The organism is Cupriavidus sp. 8B, assembly GCF_054589115.1.
Window position 1 is genome coordinate 1 of the sequence record NZ_BAAILO010000167.1, and the last position, 18,458, is coordinate 18,458.

General features: G+C 66.9%; 15 protein-coding genes. 10 read left to right on the plus strand and 5 right to left on the minus strand.

The window, feature by feature from the left end; all coding sequences use genetic code 11:
- Positions 1-104: 104 nt before the first annotated feature.
- Together rrtA and glnE are read right to left on the minus strand one after the other, a co-directional pair.
- Complete coding sequence (gene rrtA / locus ACYP5B_RS16755; protein ID WP_459570450.1) at positions 105-740, minus strand: rhombosortase; 636 nt, start codon at positions 738-740, stop codon at positions 105-107.
- Complete coding sequence (gene glnE / locus ACYP5B_RS16760) at positions 737-3,577, minus strand: bifunctional [glutamate--ammonia ligase]-adenylyl-L-tyrosine phosphorylase/[glutamate--ammonia-ligase] adenylyltransferase (RefSeq protein ID WP_459570457.1); 2,841 nt, start codon at positions 3,575-3,577, stop codon at positions 737-739. The genes rrtA and glnE overlap by 4 nt, the downstream gene beginning before the upstream one ends.
- 255 nt (positions 3,578-3,832) lie before the next feature.
- Here glnE and ACYP5B_RS16765 point away from each other — a divergent pair, with 255 nt between their 5' ends.
- From ACYP5B_RS16765 to tldD, 3 genes are all read left to right on the plus strand, one after another.
- The gene (locus tag ACYP5B_RS16765; RefSeq protein WP_459570451.1) at positions 3,833-8,164 is read left to right on the plus strand and encodes a YhdP family protein; all 4,332 of its coding nucleotides are present in this window, start codon (positions 3,833-3,835) and stop codon (positions 8,162-8,164) included.
- A gap of 66 nt (positions 8,165-8,230) precedes the next feature.
- Positions 8,231-9,076: a carbon-nitrogen hydrolase family protein gene (locus ACYP5B_RS16770; protein WP_459570452.1), complete on the plus strand. Its 846-nt coding sequence runs from the start codon at positions 8,231-8,233 to the stop codon at positions 9,074-9,076.
- A 105-nt stretch (positions 9,077-9,181) separates the two neighbouring features.
- Positions 9,182-10,642 carry a metalloprotease TldD gene (gene tldD / locus ACYP5B_RS16775; RefSeq protein WP_459570453.1) on the plus strand — a complete coding sequence of 487 codons (1,461 nt, stop codon included), beginning with the start codon at positions 9,182-9,184 and terminating at the stop codon, positions 10,640-10,642.
- 37 nt (positions 10,643-10,679) lie between these two features.
- On the opposite strand, the gene ACYP5B_RS16780 is transcribed toward tldD, so the two are convergent.
- Positions 10,680-11,735: a class I SAM-dependent methyltransferase gene (locus ACYP5B_RS16780; protein WP_459570454.1), complete on the minus strand. Its 1,056-nt coding sequence runs from the start codon at positions 11,733-11,735 to the stop codon at positions 10,680-10,682.
- A 214-nt stretch (positions 11,736-11,949) separates the two neighbouring features.
- Between ACYP5B_RS16780 and ACYP5B_RS16785 the strand changes: the two genes are divergently transcribed.
- Positions 11,950-12,249 (plus strand): helix-turn-helix domain-containing protein, encoded by a 300-nt coding sequence (locus ACYP5B_RS16785; protein WP_318236682.1) that lies wholly within the window; start codon positions 11,950-11,952, stop codon positions 12,247-12,249.
- A 326-nt stretch (positions 12,250-12,575) separates the two neighbouring features.
- Positions 12,576-13,655 (plus strand): 3-deoxy-7-phosphoheptulonate synthase AroG, encoded by a 1,080-nt coding sequence (gene aroG / locus ACYP5B_RS16790; RefSeq protein WP_400096656.1) that lies wholly within the window; start codon positions 12,576-12,578, stop codon positions 13,653-13,655.
- 121 nt (positions 13,656-13,776) lie between these two features.
- Here the strand turns inward: aroG and ACYP5B_RS16795 are convergent, their stop codons facing one another.
- Both ACYP5B_RS16795 and ACYP5B_RS16800 read right to left on the minus strand, forming a co-directional pair.
- On the minus strand, positions 13,777-14,175 hold the full coding sequence (locus tag ACYP5B_RS16795; protein WP_267606064.1) for a c-type cytochrome: 399 nt from the start codon (positions 14,173-14,175) through the stop codon (positions 13,777-13,779).
- Positions 14,176-14,187: 12 nt separating this feature from the next.
- Entirely contained in the window at positions 14,188-14,535 is a 348-nt protein-coding gene (locus tag ACYP5B_RS16800; protein WP_267606063.1) for a c-type cytochrome, read from the minus strand.
- Positions 14,536-14,951: 416 nt separating this feature from the next.
- Here ACYP5B_RS16800 and ACYP5B_RS16805 point away from each other — a divergent pair, with 416 nt between their 5' ends.
- From ACYP5B_RS16805 to ACYP5B_RS16825, 5 genes are all read left to right on the plus strand, one after another.
- The gene (locus ACYP5B_RS16805) at positions 14,952-15,830 is read left to right on the plus strand and encodes an AAA family ATPase (RefSeq protein ID WP_043344836.1); all 879 of its coding nucleotides are present in this window, start codon (positions 14,952-14,954) and stop codon (positions 15,828-15,830) included.
- A 10-nt stretch (positions 15,831-15,840) separates the two neighbouring features.
- Positions 15,841-16,455: a GNAT family N-acetyltransferase gene (locus tag ACYP5B_RS16810; protein WP_400096657.1), complete on the plus strand. Its 615-nt coding sequence runs from the start codon at positions 15,841-15,843 to the stop codon at positions 16,453-16,455.
- Positions 16,456-16,507: 52 nt separating this feature from the next.
- Complete coding sequence (locus tag ACYP5B_RS16815) at positions 16,508-17,683, plus strand: vWA domain-containing protein (protein ID WP_318236679.1); 1,176 nt, start codon at positions 16,508-16,510, stop codon at positions 17,681-17,683.
- 185 nt (positions 17,684-17,868) lie between these two features.
- Positions 17,869-18,066: a transposase gene (locus ACYP5B_RS16820; RefSeq protein ID WP_459570455.1), complete on the plus strand. Its 198-nt coding sequence runs from the start codon at positions 17,869-17,871 to the stop codon at positions 18,064-18,066.
- Positions 18,066-18,458, plus strand: a 393-nt coding sequence (locus ACYP5B_RS16825) for a transposase (RefSeq protein ID WP_459570456.1), incomplete at its 3' end; no start/stop codon positions are given. The genes ACYP5B_RS16820 and ACYP5B_RS16825, both read left to right, overlap by 1 nt.

The following is an 18,458-nucleotide window of genomic DNA, read 5'->3' on the forward strand; positions in this document are numbered from 1 at the left end:
ACGCGCAGCTTCCGGATTGTGAAAAATAGGCGGCACATCAACCATAGAGCGGGAAGTCTTGCCGCTTGTGCGGTTAGTACTTCAGCAGCCTGTTAGCAGCGCGCCTATGCGGGTGGCTGGCCGTGGCGGCGCTGCCACCACTCCTGGACCAGCCATAGCCCCAGGCCGGCCAGCGCGCCGGCCGCGTGCGAGATACGCACGACCCCGAACCCCCACTGCGCATCGAATACCACCGGCGCGAGCCACGACTGCTCAAGCCAGGTCTTGACCAGCACCCCAAGGCAGAGCGCCACGCCGAGCACGCGCGACACGCCGCTGCCATAGAGCAGGCGCAGCCCGCCCCACAAGGCCAACCCGTGCAATGCGCCGGACAACCCGCCGTACCAACCCACCGACGGCATCCGGCATAGCGCCAGTTGCACCGTTACGCCGCAGGCGAGCAGGACCGCCAGCATCGCGCCGGCGCGCGCCTCGCGGCCAATCAGCAGGAACAGGCCCGCGGCGGCCAGCAGGTCCGCTAGCCAGTGCTGCCAGCCAAGGTGGACCCACATGGCCGTCAGCAGGCGCCACCATTGGCCCGCCGCGCCGTGACCCATGACCGCATCGCGCAGATAGAGCCCGTGCGCGTGCAGCCAGGGGACGAAGGTAAATGCGGCACCCAGGGCGGCCGTTAGCGCCAGTACGGCCAGCACGCCCAGCCATCCCGGCCAGCGCGCCGCGCCGGCCGCCTGCGGATTCATCTGGCGCCGGTGGCAACCGGCTCGCCGAACACCGCTTGCCAGAGGGTGCGCACGTGTTCCGCCTCTTGCGCCACCACGGCCGGCGCGACGCGCGCATGAGCCTGCCCGTCCAGGCGCAACTGGTGCTGGCGGGCGCGGAATGCGCGATACGCGTCGCCCACCTCGCGCGCCAGCGTGGCATCGATCAGGCCGATCTCGCCAGCGGTGCGCAGCAGCGCGATATTGCCGGCATTGCGCGTGAGCGCAGGATGATCGTGGCTGTGCAACAGCACGAGGTATTGCACCGTGAACTCGATGTCGACCATGCCGCCGCGATCATGCTTGAGGTCGAACAAACCGCTTGGGTTGGGATGCCCCTCGGCCACCTTGTGGCGCATGGCGACGATCTCGCCGCGCAGCGTGGCGGCGTCGCGCGGCTGGCGCAGGATCTCGTCGCGCAGGCTTTCGAAGTGCGCGCCGATCTCTGGGTCGCCCGCGCAAAAACGCGCGCGCGTGAGCGCCTGGTGCTCCCACACCCACGCAGTGTTGTCGCCCTCGCGCTGCTGGTAGCGGCGAAAGCCCTCGAAGCTGGTCACCAGCAGCCCGGCCTCGCCGTTGGGCCGCAAGCGCGTATCGACGTCGAACAGGGTGCCGGCAGCGGTATGGCTGGTCAGCCAGGTGATCAGGCGGCGCGCGTAGGCGGCGTAGACGTCGGGCGCGCGCTCGTGCTCGTCCTCGTAGAGGAAGATGATGTCGAGGTCAGAGGCATAGCCCAGCTCCTTGCCGCCCAGCTTGCCGTAGGCAATCACGGCAAAGCGCGGCTGCTCGGCGTGCCGGGTGGCCAGCTGGCGCCAGACTGCCTGCAGGGTCACGTCGAGCATGGCATCGGCCAGGTCCGACAGCCGGTCGGCGATCTGCTCCACGGTCACCATGCCCTGCAGGTCCTGCAGCAGGATGCGGAAGGTCTCGGCATGATGTTCGCGGCGCAGGATGTCCATCTGGGCTTCGATCTGTCCGTCGGCCGCGTCGAGACGCGCGGCCAGGCGGCTGCGAAAGTCGTTCCAGTCGGGCGCGCGCGCCAGGGCATCGCTGTCGAGCAGTTCGTCGAGCAGTTGCGGGTGGCGGGTCAGATAGGCGGCGGCCCAGCTCGATGCGTGCAGCGTGTCGGCCACGCGCGCCATCGCCTGCGGGTATTCGGAAAGCAGGGACAGGTAGGACGCACGGCGGCTGATGGCATCCAGGAAATCGACAAAGCGGGCGATGGTGCGGTCGGCATCGTCCTGGCGCGAGGCCAGGTCAAGCGCGCGGTTGACCAGCAAGTCGAAGCGCACTCGGCTGGGCTCGGACAACGCGCGGTAGCGCAGCGAGGCGCCGATGGCGCGCAAGCGGTCGAGCAGCCCGGTGCAATCGCTGAAGCCGGCTGCGGCCAGGCGCTCGCACGGCGGTTCATCCTGTTCTTCCTGGATCAACGCGGGCCACAACGCCTCGCACTGCGCATGCGCTTCATCGGGGTCCGAGAACGTAGCCTCGAACTGTTGCGCCACCGGATCCTGCAGCGATGCCAGCCGCTCGAGCAAGGCCGGCCAGTCGGCGCAGCCCATCATCTTCGCCACCGCCAGTTGCTCCTCTTCCGAGGTGGGCAGGTGGTGCGTCTGGGCGTCGTCGCGATACTGCAGCCGATGCTCGAGCTGGCGCAGGAAGCGGTAGGCGTTGGCCAGTTGCTCGGCCTGGCCCGCGGGCAGCAGCCCATGCTCCACCGCCACCGTCAGCACTTCCAGGGTGGGCCGGATGCGCAGCGCCGGGTCCTGGCCGCCACGGATCAGCTGGAAGACCTGGGCCATGAACTCGATCTCGCGGATGCCGCCGCGCCCGAGCTTGATATTGAAGGCACGCTGGTTGACGCGCTGGCCGCTGCCCGGCGCCGCCAGCCCGCCGCTGCGCTTGGCCGCCTCGGCGCGGATCTGCGCATGCAGCGAGCGGATCGCCGCAATCACGCCGTAGTCGAGGTAGCGGCGGAAGACGAAGGGCGTGGTCAGGCTGGCCAGTTGCGCGGCGGTACGCTGCGCATGCGGGGTATCCAGCGCCGACACCACCCTGCCCTTGATCCAGGCGTAGCGCTCCCACTCGCGCCCCTGCACCATCAGGTACTGCTCCAGCATGCCGAGGCTGCAGGCCAGCGGTCCGGCGTCGCCATTGGGACGCAGGCGCATGTCGACGCGGAACACGTAGCCATCTCCGGTCACGTCGGCCAGCAGGTTGATCAGGCGCCGTCCCAGGCGGATGAAATATTCGTGATTGGACAGGCTGCGTTGCCCGCCACGGGTGTCGCCGTCTTCGTCGTACAGGAAGATCAGGTCGATATCGGACGACACATTGAGCTCGCGGCCACCCAGCTTGCCCATGCCAACCACCACCAGCTCCTGCACCTCCCCGCTGCTCTCCCCGACCGGGCGGCCATAGGTCGGGGCGAGGTCCGCCTCCAGCATGGCCAGGCCGTACTGGATGCCCAGCTCGGCCAGGTCCGTCATCGCGCCGGTGACTTCGCCCAGCGTCGACAGGCCGCGCAGATCGCGCTCGATCACCACGCACATCACTTCCGCGCGCAAGCGGCGCAGCGCGCGCTTGATGGCATCCTCTAGATCGGACGACGGCTCGTGCAGGGCCTTGAGCCGCGCTTCCATCCAGGCGCGCGTGAGCGGCTGCTCGCGTGCGAGCGCGACGATTTCGGCCAGCTCGGGACGCGCCTGCGCCATGCGGCGGGTGTAATGGGAATAGGCGGGCGAGTACAATGCCATGCCGGCGCATTCGACCGGCACGAGTTCCGCGGCGGCCACCACTGCGAACGGGCCCGTGGCCATGTCGGCCACAGCCTGCCTGGCAGCGCTGGAAGTGTTGCCGGGCGCATGTTCGCCGGCAGGACCATCCGCGGCTGCGGCACGGTTTGCGCCATCGGTTGCGGCGGTATCGGGCGCGGCCGCGGAACTCGTCGGATCAGTGGAAGTCATTCCTGTTACTTGGTAGCGCGTGAGCCGGCCCTGGGCCGGCGCGCGCGTTATGCACGGCCGGTCAGGCACCGTATTGGAGAGCGCCTAGTATTGTCGGATAATCTGCGCATGTCCAGCCACGCCACCCCACCTGCCGATCCCTCCGCCGCCACCGCCGGCGGCACGCCGGCACTTGATGGGGCCGCCGGTGCAGGCTCAACCCCGTTGCCGCAAAGCGGCCGGCGCGCGCTCGCGTTTGCGCGCGCGGTCGGCCGGGCTCTGCTCGCTGGCTTGCGCCATCCCGTCTGGCGCGGCCTGGGACGCGTGCTGGTGCGCCTGGCCCTGGCGCTGGTGCTGCTGGCGCTGCTCGCCGGGCTCCTGATCCGCTTTGTGCTCTGGCCACAGGCCTCGGCCGCCCGCACCTGGCTGGAGCAGCGCGGCTCGGTGGCGCTCGCGGCCCAACTGAGCATCGGCCAGCTCGATACCTACTGGGATGGCTGGCATCCGGCTTTCCATGCCCGCGACGTCAAGGCCATCGATGCCGAGCAGCGCGTGCTGCTGGCCGCGGGCGAGCTCGATGGCAAGCTGTCATGGCGCTCGCTGTTCAGCATGGACGTGCTGTTCCAGAAGATCTCCGCCAGCCGGACCGACCTGCTGATCCGCCGCTCCGCCGACGGCAAGCTCAAGGTGGCCGGCATGGCCGTGGACACCACCGGCGCCCAGCCGCAGGACAACCGCCTGTTCGACTGGCTGCTGGCCCAGGGCAAGGTCGAGCTCACCGACGGCAAGCTGCGCTGGCTCGACGACAAGAACAAGCTGCCGCAACTGGACGTCGGCAATATCCAGCTCAGCGTGCAGCGCCACGGCTCGCGCCACACGTTCAAGCTCGAAGCGCAATCGGCCACGCTCGCGCCGCGCCCACTCGTGGTGCAGGCGGACTTCCGCCATGAATACCTGCATCGCACCGGCGACTGGCACAACTGGTACGGGCAGGCCAGCTGGGACCTTGGCCGGCTTGAGCTCCCGGTGCTGCAGCGCTATCTCGCGATCTTCGACCGGGTCACGCGCGGCACCTTCAGCACCGACGGCACCATCGAGTTTCGCGGCGGCCAGATCACCCGCAGCCAGGCGCGGCTGCGCGCCAGCAGCGTGGACCTGAAGCTCTCCGGAGCGCCCGAAGCGCTCAAGCTCGCCAGTGCCCAGGCCTTTATCCTGCACCGCGCGGGGCGCGACCGCGACAACATCCTCACCATCGACACCCTGCTGTGGCAGCCCGAGCCGGCGGAAGGGCCGGCAGTGCCGCCGGCACGGCAAGCGCAGGCGGCCTCCGCAGCCGCGGCCGCCCCCGGCGCCGCCAGCGCGGCCGCCGGCCTGGCCAGCGGCGAAGGCGTCTGGCGCGAAGGCATGCGCAAGGTAGTGGTCGGCTGGGCCACCGACAACAAGGGCGCGTTGCGCAAATTCACGCTCAAGGCGCCCACCTTCGACCTGAACACCGTGCGCGCGCTGGCCACCTCGCTGCCGCTCGACACCGCCTTGTCGCGCCAGCTGCGCGCGCTGCAGCCCTCGGGCCATGTCGACAACCTGGACGTGAACTGGACCCGGGATCGCCAGGGCATGCTGAGCCGCCGCGATGGCCAGCGCCACTTCAACGTGCAGGGCACGCTGCGCAGCGTCTCGGTGCTTGGCCAGCCCGCCAACCCGCCTGTCGGTGCGAATGGCAAGCCCCACCTGGGCGTGCCGGGCTTTTCGCGGATCTCCGGCAGCTTCAGTTTCGACGAACGCCAGGGCAGCGCCCGCTTTGAAGGCAACAATGCCGCGCTGATGCTGCCGGGCATGTTCGAGGATCCGCGCCTCTCGTTCGACCAGATCAACGGCGAAGTGCGCTGGACCAACGACAATGGCAAGCTGGCAGTGCGCACCGACGGCGTGCAGTTCGCCAACGCGGATACCGCCGGCAGCGTACGCGGCACCTGGCATGCCGGCGGCGACGGGCACGGCGGCATTGCCGACCTGACCGGTGAGCTGACCCGCGCCCAGGTCAGCCGCGTGCCGCGCTACCTGCCCATGGGCATACCCGCCTCCACGCGCCAATACCTGGCCGGCGCCCTGGTCGGCGGTGAAGCCAGCGACGTCAAGTTCCTGCTCAAGGGCGACCTGGAGCACTTCCCCTTCCACAGCCCGTTCGAGCGTGCCGGCGACTTCCGGGTCGAGGTGCCGATCCAGCATGTCAGCTACCAGATCGCGCCCCATGTGAGCGCGCCGGCGGGCAGCGCCGCAAGCGCCAGCAATGACGGCAAGGCCTGGCCGAACTTCACCGACGTCAGCGGCCACTTGCTGTTCGAGCGCGGCGGGCTGTCGTTCGTCGCGCAGCGCGCTGGCGTGCAAGGCGCCGCTGGCGTCACGCTGCAGGACGTCAATGGCCGCATCGCCGACCTCGGCGAGCACGGCCGCCTGGTGCTGGAAGGTAGCGCCAGCGGGGCGATGACGGCCTTCCTGCGCTTCGTCGCCGCCAGCCCGGTGCGCGACTGGACCGGCCAGGTGCTGACGGATATGCGCGCCCAAGGCAACGGCGAGCTGCGGCTCAAGCTCGACCTGCCCCTCACCGAGGCGCATGCCACCAAGGTCGACGGCCAGTTCCGGCTGCCCGGCAACGATGTGGTGCTGATCCCGCAATTGCCCGTGCTGGCCGGCACCACCGGCGTGGTCGCTTTCAACGAGCACGGCTTCCAGCTCAACGACCTGCGCGCCCGCTTCCTGGGCGGCGAGATTCGCGCCGGCGGCGGCAGCCAGCCCGACGGCACGGTCAGGGTCACTGCCGGTGGCAATCTCACCGCCCAGGGCATCCGCGAGGCGTTTGGCGGCTCGCCCGCCGCCGGGCTGATACAGAAACTGGAAGGCAGCACCGCCTACAGCGCCGTGATCGGCGTGCGCGACCACCAGCCGCAGATCACGGTGGCATCGGAGCTGGCCGGGCTGGCGGTGAACCTGCCCGCACCGATGGCCAAGAGCGCGGCGCAGGCCGTGCCATTGCGCTTTGAACTGCGCCCAGGCGCCGCCCGCGCCGGCAGCGAGGAAATGCTGGTGCAGTATGGCAACGTGCTCAATGCGCGCTATCTGCTACGCCGCAACGGCGACGGCATGGAAGTGCTGGCCGGCGGGATCGGCATCGAGCAGCCGGCGCCGCAACCCGCCAGCGGCGTCACCGCAGCGATCACGGCCAGCCGCATCGACCTGGACGCCTGGCGCGCCCTGTTCGCGGACGCCGGGGGCGCCAGTGCCGGCTCGGCGGCGCCAGCGGTAGACTACCTGCCCGAGCGCATTTCCGCGCGCACGCACACGCTGCACGCCTTTGGCCGCGAGCTCGACGATGTCGTGCTCGAGGCCACCCGCGAAAGCGCTGGCTGGGGCGTGCAGATCGAGTCCCGCCAGGTGGCGGGCAACATGCGCTGGCGCAGCGATGCAACCACACCGGCGGGCGCGCTCACGCTGCGCCTGTCACACCTGAACATCCCCGACACGGGCGACGCCGCCAATGCGGCCGATCCGCTCGACGGCAATACCGGCGACCTGCCCGCGCTGGACCTGGTTGCCGATCGGTTCGAGCTGCACGGCCGCGACTTCGGCAAGCTGGAGGTCAAGGCCCGCGCCAGCGAAAGCGGCGGCGAGCCCGTGTGGACGCTGGACCGCCTGGTCATCGAGCAGCCCGGCGCCACCTTTACGGGCAGCGGCAGCTGGCGCTTGCCGCGCCGCGTACGCGACGGCGCTGCCGCCGAGCGCCGCACGCTGCTCGACTTCAAGCTCGACGTGCGCAATGGCGGCCAGGTGCTCGAACGCATGGGCCTGCCGCACATGCTGGCCGACGGGCGCGGCACCTTCGAGGGCAGGATCGCATGGCGCGGCTCGCCGCTGTCGATCGACTACCCCACCTTGTCGGGCCGGATGAAGCTCCAGCTGGAGAATGGCCAGATCCTCAGCGTGGACCCCGGCGCAGCCAAGCTGCTGGGCGTGCTCAGCCTGCAAAGCCTGATGCGGCTGGCCACCTTCGACTTCCGCGGCGTGGCGGGCCAGGGCATGGTGTTCGACGAAATCACCGGCACCGGCACGATCGAAAATGGCGTGGCCAGCACCAAGGATTTCGCGCTCAAGGGCGGGCAACTGCGCGCCTCGATGACCGGCAGCGCGAACATCCCGCGCGAAACGCAGGACCTGGATGTGACGGTCGTGCCGCGCATCAACGCCACATCCGCGTCGGTCGCCGCAGCGTTCATCAATCCCGCGCTGGGCATCGGCACGCTGGCGGCCCAGCTGATATTTGCCGACGAATTCTCCAAGGCCTTCAGCCGCCGCTTCCATATCAGCGGTGGCTGGGCGAACCCGCAGGTCACCAAAGTGGGGGAGAATAAGACCGACTCGCCCCCCGTGCGGGATTCGTCGTCCAATCGTGTCTACCCGGCGCCATAACCGTAGCGACTGGCCCTGCCCGGCGAAGCCCGCCGCGCAGCCGCCGCAAGCCAAGGAAACCGCTTCATGACCGCAAACGCCTCCGCCCCAGCCCCCAGCACGGCCCCCTTTCGCGTGGCTGCCATCCAGACCGTCAGCGGGGTCTCGCCCGAGGCCAACCTGGCCCGCGCCGACGCGCTGATCGCGCAGGCCGCCAAGGGCGGCGCCGAGCTGGTGTTGCTGCCGGAGTACTTCTGCATGATGGGCCTGCGCGAAGGCGACAAGGTGGCCATCCGCGAGCGCGACGGCGACGGGCCGATCCAGTCATTCCTGGCCGATGCGGCGCGCCGGCACCGAATCTGGCTGGTCGGCGGCACCCTGCCCTTGTGGTGCGAGGACGAGGACCGCGTCTACAACACCTCGCTCGCCTTCGACCCGCGCGGCGAACGCGCGGCACGCTACGACAAGATCCACCTGTTCGGCTTCACGCGCGGCAGCGAAAGCTACGACGAATCGCGTACCATCCTGGCCGGCCAGACCCCGGTCAGCTTCGATGCGCCCTGTGGACGGGTCGCCATGTCGGTCTGCTATGACCTGCGCTTTCCGGAGCTCTACCGCCAGCTCGCGGCGGGCGGCGGCACCAGCTTGATTTTGATGCCGGCCGCCTTCACCTACACCACCGGCCAGGCGCACTGGGAGATCCTGCTGCGCGCCCGCGCCATCGAAAACCAGTGCTATGTGCTGGCCGCCGCACAGGGCGGAAAGCACGAGAACGGAAGGCGCACCTGGGGCCACTCGATGCTGATCGATCCCTGGGGCGAGGTGATGGCGGTGCTGCCGGAAGGCGAAGGCGTGGTGAGCGGGTTGATCGATCCCGCCCGGCTGGACGAGGTGCGGCAGAACCTGCCTGCGCTGCGCCATCGGGTGCTGTAGCATGTACAAGCCATGACCTGGCCGATTCCCCGGAATCGCCAACATCCCAGATTTTTACGCGGCGGCGCTTTTCGCGCCACCGCGGCACGACGATAAAGGACAACCATGAACGCCGGCGACCTCGGAATCCGCAACCTCGCCACCGCCCAGCAATTGCTGCTGGCCCCCTACGGCCTGGACGAATCCAACCTGCAGCGCGTGCTGGCGGATATCTTCACGCATAAGGTCGACTACGCCGACCTCTACTTCCAGTACACCCGCAACGAGGCGTGGAGCCTGGAAGAAGGCATCGTCAAGTCCGGCAGCTTCAGCATCGACCAGGGCGTTGGCGTGCGTGCCGTGTCCGGCGACCGCACCGCCTTCGCCTACTCCGACGACATCAGCCTGGACGCCTTGCTCAAGGCTGGCGCCGCGACCCGCACCATCGGCCGCGCCGGCAGCGGCCGCGTCAAGGTGGCGAGCAAGATGGCCTCCCAGGGCGGGCGCAACCTGTACTCGCCCAACGATCCGCTGGACTCGATGGACGCGGCCGAAAAGGTGGCGCTGCTCGAGCGCGTGGAACGCATGGCACGCGCCAAGGACCCGCGCGTGGTGCAGGTGATGGCAGGCCTGGCCGGTGAGTACGACGTGGTGCTGGTGGCACGCAGCGACGGCGTCATCGCCGCCGACGTGCGCCCGCTGGTGCGCGTGTCGGTCACGGTGATCGCCGAGCAGAACGGGCGCCGCGAGATCGGCTCCTCCGGCGGCGGCGGGCGCTATGCCTACGGCTATTTCACCGACGAACTGCTGCGCAAGTACGTGGACGAGGCCGTGGCCTCGGCGCTCGTCAACCTCGAGGCGCGCCCGGCTCCGGCCGGTGCCATGACCGTCGTGCTCGGCCCGGGCTGGCCCGGCGTGCTGCTGCACGAGGCCATCGGCCACGGCCTGGAAGGCGACTTCAACCGCAAGGGCTCCTCGGCCTTTGCTGGACGCATGGGCGAGCGCGTGGCGGCCAAGGGCGTAACCGTGGTGGACGACGGCACGCTGGCCAACCGCCGCGGCTCGCTCAACCTCGACGACGAGGGCAACCCGACCCAGTGCACCACGCTGATCGAGGACGGCATCCTCAAGGGGTATATCCAGGACACGCTCAACGCGCGCCTGATGAAGATGCCGGTGACCGGCAACGCGCGCCGCGAGAGCTACGCCGCGCTGCCGATGCCGCGCATGACCAACACCTACATGCTCAATGGCAACCGCGATCCGCAGGAGATCATCGCCAGCGTCAAGCGCGGCCTCTACGCGGTCAACTTCGGCGGCGGCCAGGTCGACATCACCAACGGCAAGTTCGTGTTCTCCGCCAGCGAGGCCTACCTGATCGAGGACGGCAAGATCACCACGCCGGTCAAGGGCGCCACGCTGGTGGGCAACGGCCCGGAATCGCTCAAGGACGTCACCATGATCGGCAACGACATGCGCCTGGACTCGGGCGTGGGCGTGTGCGGCAAGGAAGGCCAGAGCGTGCCCGTGGGCGTGGGCCAGCCGACCCTGCGCATTGAAAACATGACGGTGGGCGGCACGGCCTGATTGCCTTCCAGCGGGCCGGGCGCGGCCCCTTTGCTGTTCAGGGCCGCGCCTCGTAGATCAGGTTGAACGGCGTTTGCGCCGCCCGGCGAAAACGCGAAAACCCGCCCTGCTGCACGACCGAGCGCATGCGTGCCTCGCCCGACTGGGCGCCCAGGCACAGGCCCACCTCCTGCGAGCGCGACGCTGGCGTGCAGATGAAGGTCGAGGCCGAGTAGAAGACCCGGCCGACCGGGTTCAGGTTGTCTTCGAGCCGGTCGTTGGCGAAGGGCTCGACGATCATCCAGGTGCCGTCCGGACGCAAGGTCTCGCGCACATGGGCGGCAGCGCCGACCGGATCGCCCATATCGTGCAGGCAGTCGAACACGGCCACCAGGTCGTAGTCCTTGCCGCCATACTCCTTGGCTTTTGCCACCTCGAAGTGCACGCGATCCTGCACGCCGGCGCGCGCCGCCGCCTCGTTGGCATAGCGGATCGACGGCTCGTGGTAATCGAAGCCGTAAAACGCCGATGCCGGGTAAGCCTGCGCCATGATGATGGTGGAGGCGCCATGCCCGCAGCCCACGTCGGCCACGCGAGCGCCCGCCTGCAGCTTGGCCTGCACACCCTCCAGCGCGGGAATCCATTCCGAAGTCAGGTGCGCCGCATAGCCCGGGCGGAAAAACCTCTCGGTGCCGTGGAACAGTGACGGATCGTGTTCATGCCAGCCCAGCCCGCGCCCGTTGCGAAAGGCATCCACGATCTTGGGAATCGCCTTGAACTGCGCCACCGCGATCTGGAAGGCACCGGGAATAAAAGCAGGGCTGCCTTCCTGGGCCAGCGCGAAGGCTTGCTCCTCGGTCAGGCTGAACAGATCGCTGGCCGGGTCGTACGCGACATAGCCGCTGGCCGCCTGCGCGGACAACCACTCGAGCAGGTAGCGCTCATCGGTATGGGTTTTCTCGGCCAGCACCTGTACGGTCATCGGTTTCTCGGCCAGGGCTTTGTAAAGGCCAAGCGTATCGCCGACCACGATGGTGGCGGCATGCATCACCGCCCCCAGATCCTGGACGAACTGCGCCATGAAGGCGTTCAGCCTCCCCTCATCGATCGCCATGATGTTTCCCTCCCCCTCGCCTCAGCCCGGCGTGCCTGACCTGCCTGGCATGCCGCGTTCGCCTGTCTTCCCCCGGGCAAACCTGTGCAGGTGCCGCCGCGGCACTGCCGTGCGCGCTGGCGGCGCCTATACTGGCCTCATTGATGTTGGTCCATGCACGGGAACGCGCCAATACGCAGCATTGCGTACCGGCGCGCTACCCAAAGCCGCCGCAATGCTCACAGTCAGCCGCTGCCAGGATGCCCAGACGCTCTCCATGCTCGCCAGGCTGACCGCGCGCGAGCAGCAAGTGCTGCGCTGGCTGGCGCACGGCAAGACGGACCGCGAGATCGCGGGCATGCTTGGCATCAGCGCCCGCACGGTGCAAAAGCACCTGCAGCATGTGTACGTGAAGCTAGGCGTGGAGAACCGCACCGCCGCCGTGATGCGCGGGCTGGAACTCGATCCGGGACCCGCCATGGTGCGTCCGGAAATTGTGGCCGGCCCGATGCCGGACGCTTGCCAAGCCCCATAAAACGCGCTATAAAGATGCTTCGTTACCCGATGGTCAACCGCCGCTGCCGGCAGAATTGGCAGGGCTGGCGCAATTTTCTGCCATCCCGTGACGCGTTGCCGCAAATAACCGACGCCATTTGAGCCGCATCCCATCCATGTCCGCTAAGTTTTATTTTTACTTTTTTAGCGATCTCGCACCGCTGGCGGATGGAGAGGGACGATCGTAAGTGCCTCCAGAATTCAAAAAAAGCCGCCAGCGAACCTGGCGGCTTTTTTTATACCGGCCCGCACCCAGCTCTAGCCCAGACAACCCAAACACACGACCCTACAAAATCCGGAGCCATCATGCTGAAGAACACCGACGACCTGCGCATTCGCGAACTCAAGGAATTGTTGCCCCCCGCGCACCTGATCCGCGAGTTCGGCTGCTCCGAAAAGGCGTCCGACGTGATCTACGGCGCGCGCCAGTCCATGCACCGGATCCTGCACGGCATGGATGACCGCCTGATCGTGATCATCGGGCCCTGCTCCATCCACGACACCCGCGCCGCGCTCGAGTACGCCAAGCTGCTCAAGGTCCAGCGTGATCGTTTCGCCGGGGAGCTGGAAGTCGTGATGCGGGTGTATTTCGAAAAGCCGCGCACCACCGTGGGCTGGAAGGGGCTGATCAACGACCCGCACATGGACGGCAGCTTCAAGATCAACGACGGCCTGCGCACCGCGCGCGAGCTGTTGCTGAACATCAGCGAGATGGGCCTGCCGACCGGCACCGAATACCTCGACATGATCAGCCCGCAATACATCGCCGACCTGGTCAGCTGGGGTGCCATCGGCGCGCGCACCACGGAAAGCCAGGTGCACCGCGAACTGGCCTCCGGACTGTCGTGCCCGGTCGGGTTCAAGAACGGCACCGATGGCAACGTCAAGATCGCGGTCGATGCGATTAAGGCCGCTTCGCAGCCCCACCATTTCCTGTCGGTGACCAAGGGCGGCCACTCCGCCATCGTGTCGACCTCGGGCAATGAGGATTGCCACATCATCCTGCGCGGCGGCAAGACGCCCAACTACGATGCCGCCAGCGTGCAGGAAGCTTGCGAAGCGATCTCCAAGGCCGGCCTGGCCGCGCGCCTGATGATCGATGCCTCGCACGCCAACAGCAGCAAGAAGCACGAGAACCAGATCCCGGTCTGCGAGGACATCGGCCGCCAGATGGCCGCGGGCGACGAGCGCATCGTCGGCGTGATGGTGGAATCCCACCTGGTGGGCGGTCGCCAGGACCACGTCCAGGGCACCCCGGTGGAAGACCTCACCTACGGCCAGTCGGTCACCGATGCCTGCATCGGCTGGGACGACTCGGTGAAGGTGCTCGAAACCCTGGCTAACGCCGTCAAGGCACGCCGCCTGGCCAAGGACGCGGGCAACTGAGCCGCCTGACGCGGCCCGGGGGCGCGAGCGCTCCGGGGCCGCGGGCAAAGAAAAAGCCGCTGGGATCAGCGGCTTTTTCTTGTTCCTGACCCGCGCGCGGCATTTGCCGGCGCCGGTTTGCTTACTTCTTCAGGACCAGCCCACCCGGCAGCGATTCGATGTAGGCAGCGATATCCTTCAGCTCATCCCGGGTGAAGGGACGCGGCTTGCCGTCCTTGCCCGTCACGCCGGGGTTGGCGTTGACCTGGCCGGCCATGATCGCGTTGGTGCGGCCCACCTGCGGGTTGCCGGTGATCTGGTAGGCGGCCAATGCGTGGTACAGATAGTCGGCGTGCTGGCCGGCCAGCTTCGGGTAATCCGGCGTAATGGGGGCGTTCATGCCGGCGCCGTGGCAGGCCACGCAGTTGCCCTTCTCCACCAGCGCCTTGCCGTGCGCGAGGTCGGCAGCCGAGGCGGTGATGGCCGAGGCGCCCAGCACGAGTGCGCCGATCGCGAGCGAAAGCGTCTTAAGCGTATTCATGGGTGGGTCCTCTTACTTCTGGGTGTTGTTTTGCGTGCTGGAAGACTGCTGCGCGTAATAAGCAGCCACGTCGGCGATGTCCTGGTCGGTCAGGGTCGCGGCAATGCCACGCATGGTCGGGTGCTTGCGCTCGCCCTTCTGGTATTCCTTGAGCGCATTCTCGATGTATTTGGCGTTCTGGCCGCCGAGCAGGGGCACCTGGTACACCTCGGGGAAGGAGGCGCGATAGCCGGGAATGCCATGGCAACCAATACACATCGCGACCTTGTTTTTGGCGGCGTCCACATTGCCCTTGACTTCCTGGGCTTGCGCAGCCGTTGCGGCCGCGCCCAGCACCACCATCGTGAGGAGCTTTTTCATTGTCGTAGCTGATTGGAAGTGTTAAACCCTGCGTGACCTGCCCAACCGGTCGGAAATGGCTTCAGAATGCGTCCGGCCGGACCGTATCTGCCCGCGGGTAGATGCGGTGCTGCCAGCGTGGGCCGGATACCTGGGCGTTGCTGGTGGTACCAGTCGCTGCCAGTGCATCCCGGCGTAGTCTCCGCCTCATTCTGTAACCATCTCTTGTGATCGCCGCCTCCCGGCATGGACCGCGGGAGTGACAAGGCGGACAAAGCGAGGGGGTGGAGTCTTGGACGTGGGGGGCGCGTCAAACCGCCGCATTGTACAGCACGCTGCACGTGGCAGTCCAGCATGGCAAGGCGAGCCGCACGCGAACCGAAAAGCTCTTTTATACTGGCCAATTCCGACACGCATAAACCCCTTCAGGTTGCCCCATGTCCAACACCACCAACGCCAGCCAGAACCAGCAAAACCGTTTCGAAGGCACGCAGCAGTACGTTGCCACCGATGACCTCAAGCTGGCCGTCAATGCCGCGCGCGCGCTGCAGCGCCCGCTCCTGATCAAGGGCGAGCCCGGCACCGGCAAGACCATGCTGGCCGAGGAGGTGGCCGCAGCACTCGGCATGCCCCTGCTGCAGTGGCATATCAAGTCCACCACCAAGGCACAGCAGGGCCTGTACGAATACGACGCGGTGTCGCGCCTGCGCGATTCGCAACTGGGCGACGACCGCGTCCACGACATCCGCAACTACATCATCAAGGGCGTGCTGTGGCAGGCCTTCGAGGCCGACCAGCAAGTGGTGCTGCTGATCGACGAGATCGACAAGGCCGACATCGAATTCCCCAACGACCTGCTGCGCGAAATCGACCGCATGGAGTTCTATGTGTACGAGACGCGCGAACTGGTCAAGGCGCGCCACCGCCCGCTGGTGATCATCACCTCGAACAACGAGAAGGAACTGCCCGACGCCTTCCTGCGCCGCTGCTTCTTCCACTACATCAAGTTCCCCGATGCCGAGACCATGCAGCGCATCGTCGACGTGCACTATCCCGGCATCAAGCGCGAGCTGGTGGCCGCCGCGCTCGAGTCCTTCTACGAGATGCGCAACCTGCCGGGCCTGAAGAAGAAGCCCTCCACCTCCGAGCTGATCGACTGGCTCAAGCTGCTGATGGCCGAGGACATTCCGCCCGAAGCGCTCAAGAGCCCGGACAAGAAGGCCGCGATCCCGCCGCTGCACGGCGCGCTGCTGAAGAACGAGCAGGACGTGCACCTGTTCGAGCGCCTCGTCTTCATGAACCGCGCCAACCGCTAAGCGCCGCGCCATGGCACGCTTTATCGAACCCGTCACCCTGCGCGGCCAGCACGCCCTGCTGGAGCCGCTCGGCCTCGAGCATGAGGCCGAGGTGCAGGCCGCCGTCGCCGATGGCGAACTGTGGAAGCTCTGGTACACCTCGGTGCCGGCGCCGGACCAGGTGCGCGCGTGGACCGACACCGCGCTGCAGATGCGCGAGCAACAAGGCGCGATGCCGTTCGTGATCCGCGAGATCCGCGACGGCGTGCCGGGCGCGGTGGTGGGCGCGACGCGCTACTTCAATGTCGACGGCGCCAACGGGCGCCTCGAGATCGGCCACACGTGGCATGCGCAGCGCGTGCAGCGCAGCGCCGTGAACACCGAATGCAAGCTGATGCTGCTCACGCACGCGTTCGAGCAACTGGCGTGCATCGCGGTGGAATTCCGCACGCACTGGATGAACCACCAGAGCCGCACCGCCATCGCCCGTCTTGGCGCCAAGCAGGACGGCGTGCTGCGCAACCACCAGCGCATGCCCGACGGATCCCTCCGGGACACCGTGGTGTTCTCCATCATCGCCAGCGAATGGCCGACGGTGAAGCGCCACCTGCAATACCGCCTGGACCTGCCGGGGCGCGCCTCGTGAACCAGCACGCAAACCGCCGCACCCGCTCCGGGACACTCTAAGCGAGCCCACCATGCTGATCGATTTCTTCTTTTCGCTGCGCCACGCCAAGCTGCCGGTCTCGGTCAAGGAATACCTGACCATGCTGGAGGCCCTCAAGGCCGAGGTGATCACGCCGTCGATCGACGAGTTCTACTACTTGTCGCGCATGACACTGGTCAAGGACGAGAAGCACTTCGACAAGTTCGACCAGACCTTTGCCGCCTACTTCAAGGGCATCGAGAGCCTGGTCGACTGGAAATCCGACATCCCCCTGGATTGGTTGCAAAAGACGCTGGAGCGCGAGCTCTCGGCCGAGGAAAAAGCCAAGATCGAGGCCATGGGCGGGCTCGACAAGCTGATGGAGCGCCTCAAGCAACTGCTTGACGAGCAGAAGGAAAAGCACGAGGGCGGCAACAAGTGGATCGGCACCGGCGGCACCTCGCCGTTCGGCCACGGCGGCTATAACCCGGAAGGCATCCGCATCGGCGGCCCGTCCAAGGGCAACCGCACCGCGGTCAAGGTATGGGAGACCCGCGCCTACAAGGACTACGACGACCAGGTCGAGCTCGGCACGCGCAACATCAAGGTCGCGCTGCGCCGCCTGCGCCGTTTCGCGCGCGAAGGCGCGGAGACCGAGCTGGACCTGGACGACACTATCCACTCCACCGCCGCCAACGCGGGCCTGCTCGACATCAAGCTGCGCCCGGAGCGCCACAACAAGGTCAAGGTGCTGATGCTGATGGACGTCGGCGGCTCGATGGACGACCACATCAAGCGCGTGGAGGAGTTGTTCTCGGCCACCAAGACCGAGTTCAAGCACCTGGAGTATTACTACTTCCACAACTGCGTGTACGACTATGTGTGGAAGAACAACCGCCGCCGCCATGCGGAGAAGATCGCCACGTGGGACCTGATCCACAAGTACACGCCGGACTACAAGGTGATCTTTGTCGGGGATGCCACCATGAGCCCGTACGAGATCCTGCAGCCTGGCGGCTCGGTCGAATACAACAATCCCGAAGCCGGCGCGGTCTGGCTCAACCGGCTGATCGAGCAGTTTCCGCGCTTTGTCTGGCTTAATCCCGAGCCGGAAGGGCTTTGGCAGTACCGGCAGTCGGTGACGGTGATCAATCAGATCATGAAGTCGCGGATGTATCCGGTGACTTTGGGGGGGCTGGAGCAGGCTATGAGGGTGTTGTCGAAGTAGATGGTTTTTGGTTTGATGAAGTTTTATTGCTTCTGGCCCCGCTGACGCGGGGGGCTGTCTCCTGTGGGCGGGGTTTTCATGCTTCTAGCTGCTGATGCAGAATAGTGTGCGTGGGCAGTGTTTGCAGTGGTCTAATTTCCTCGGACAGGTCGATAGGGTGACAATCCATATCGACGAGGAAACAGATGACAAGACAACGCCGACAATTTGATGCCAGCTTCAAGCTGGAAGTAGTACGGATGGTGAAAGACCAGGGTCTATCGGTGGGCGAGGTTTGCCGGACGATGGAGCTAGGAGGCCTGGCTTATTGGGGTTACGTAGCCCCGTGGGGCCTGTACGGGATTTTGTGTGCAGGGCATAACATGTCGACAAGGAGCATGTAATGCCACGCAAACCAAAGGCCATACCCAGGGACCTTCCGACCATCCCTAAGGAACTGATCGATCAGTTCGTTAAAGGTCCGATGACTGCTGAGGCGGTGCAAGACGCCGCCATGGCGTTCAAGAAGGCCCTGATCGAGCGGGCGATGGGCGCGGAGCTGGGCCATCACCTGGGCTACCCGGCGGGCGCTGAGCGCCCCGAGGATGCCACCAACCAACGCAATGGCTCCAGCGCCAAGACCGTGCTTACCGACACGGGACCCTTGCGCCTGGCGATCCCGCGCGACCGCGACGGCAGTTTCGCGCCCATCCTGATTCCCAAGCACGACCGGCGTTTTACTGGCTTTGACGACAAGATCATCGCCATGTATGCGCGCGGCATGACGGTACGCGAG